This is a genomic window from Pseudomonas sp. Ant30-3 (assembly GCF_000690905.1).
Classification (GTDB): Bacteria; Pseudomonadota; Gammaproteobacteria; order Pseudomonadales; family Pseudomonadaceae; genus Aquipseudomonas.
Map to the genome: position 1 here is coordinate 1 of NZ_JMCL01000166.1, position 1,465 is coordinate 1,465.

Consider the following 1,465-nt stretch of genomic DNA (forward strand, 5'->3'; position numbering starts at 1 on the left):
GGCATACTGTTCCGCCAAGCCAAACCTTGGTGGGCGATCGTGGGTCACGGTGGCTTGGCGCTGGCCGGCGTCGTCGTGCTGTTTTTTGCCGCCTACTGAGGCTGGCGGGGCCCTACCTGGGGCCCTTCACATCATTGATGTCTCCGGCCCCCCCCCCCCGATGTCAAACTTCAGACTAGTTATCGCCCGAGCCGATTTATCAAAACGATAGATCGGGGGGCGTCAAAAAGAGCTGAAATGTCGAGTTATCCTACTTAACGTAAAGCTGCTGATCAAGAAAAGCCCTCTAGTCCCCGCGCGGGCCATGCTGCTGACCACCAAGTATGTCGACCGTCTGCCGCTGCATCGATTCGAAAAGGTGCTCAATCGTTACGGCATCGAGCTCTCCAGCCAGACCCTGGCATGATTGGTGATCCGGTGCGGTGAGCAGTTCCATAGCAACAACGCGTCGTAATTAGCTGCGCATGTGGGGAGGTGCCCTTGTGCCTCCTGCAAGGCTATGGATCCTCACGGGTGTGCCACAGGCGCAGCAGATAGATAGTTGAATTCACTACCTCGTAACGCATCTTGTACTGGCCGATCTGAATTTGGCTCACATTCTCGGCTCAAATTCTTCCAGGCGCTCGCCGATGCGCGGGCTGGCCAACAGCGTATTCGGCGCTGCTGTGAGTTGCTGTAGGGCTCGTGCAGCGGCAGGTTGATTCACCGCTGCCAGAAACTAGTACAGCCGTGCAATGTCGGACAGCGCCTTGCTTGCAACTTCAATTCCATCAGCGCGGTACCGGCAACGGCGTGTCGGTGCTAAGGCTATTAGCCCAGGCCTGCACGGCGTGGTGGTCAATTACTCGGCCAGCATCAACATCAGCTAAGGCTTCGCGGGTCAGGCGACTACGTTCCACTTCCTGGTCGATCCAAGCGGACAGAGCCTGTTTGACGATCCAGTTTTTTGGAGCGTTCCAGACGCTCTGCCATCAAATCGACCTTTTCGGCAAGTTGCACAAGGACGTGAGCCGTGACAAATCGGGTTTTTGCGGTAGTTGCCATGATGAGATACTCCTAATTGTGTATTGATTCAAAGTTAATCATAGTGATTAGTTATGCGTCGTCAAACGCCGTCAGGTTGGGCTATACCCCAACCGGGCGTAAGGCCGACCATTCAGGCCGCGTCAGAGTAGGATGGCTTTCTGAATTTCCTGACGTTCCAGCGTCCACCTCTACGACCTCAACCTGACAGACAGAGCGCTTAGCGAATGAAAGGGACTTCCCCGTCCAAGTCCGCGGCGAAAGTCGCGAGGCGGCATCAAGGTGCCATGATGAAGTTTCATAACTGCATCAATTACTGGAGGGGAAGCCAATGTCAGTTATCACGGTGGGAATCGATTTAGCCAAGACGGTGTTCGCCGTTCACGGCGTCAATGAGGCTGGCAAAGCCATATTGGTGAAACCGAAGGTTGCGCGTGATCAG

The 1,465-nt window shown here is 55.2% G+C and carries 4 pseudogenes; 2 read left to right on the forward strand and 2 right to left on the reverse strand.

Features of this window, described 5'->3' with window-relative positions:
• Nucleotides 1–268: 268 nt before the first annotated feature.
• Nucleotides 269–403: pseudogene (locus DU29_RS1000000132715) on the forward strand (IS66 family transposase); the annotation flags it as partial.
• Between the two features lie 94 nt (nt 404–497).
• Here the strand turns inward: DU29_RS1000000132715 and DU29_RS1000000131960 are convergent.
• Nucleotides 498–771, reverse strand: a pseudogene (locus DU29_RS1000000131960) (type II toxin-antitoxin system RelE/ParE family toxin).
• Nucleotides 771–1,044: pseudogene (locus DU29_RS1000000131965) on the reverse strand (CopG family ribbon-helix-helix protein). Before DU29_RS1000000131965 ends, DU29_RS1000000131960 begins: the two co-directional pseudogenes overlap by 1 nt.
• A gap of 310 nt (nt 1,045–1,354) precedes the next feature.
• Here DU29_RS1000000131965 and DU29_RS1000000132720 point away from each other — a divergent pair.
• Nucleotides 1,355–1,465: pseudogene (locus DU29_RS1000000132720) on the forward strand (IS110 family transposase); the annotation flags it as partial.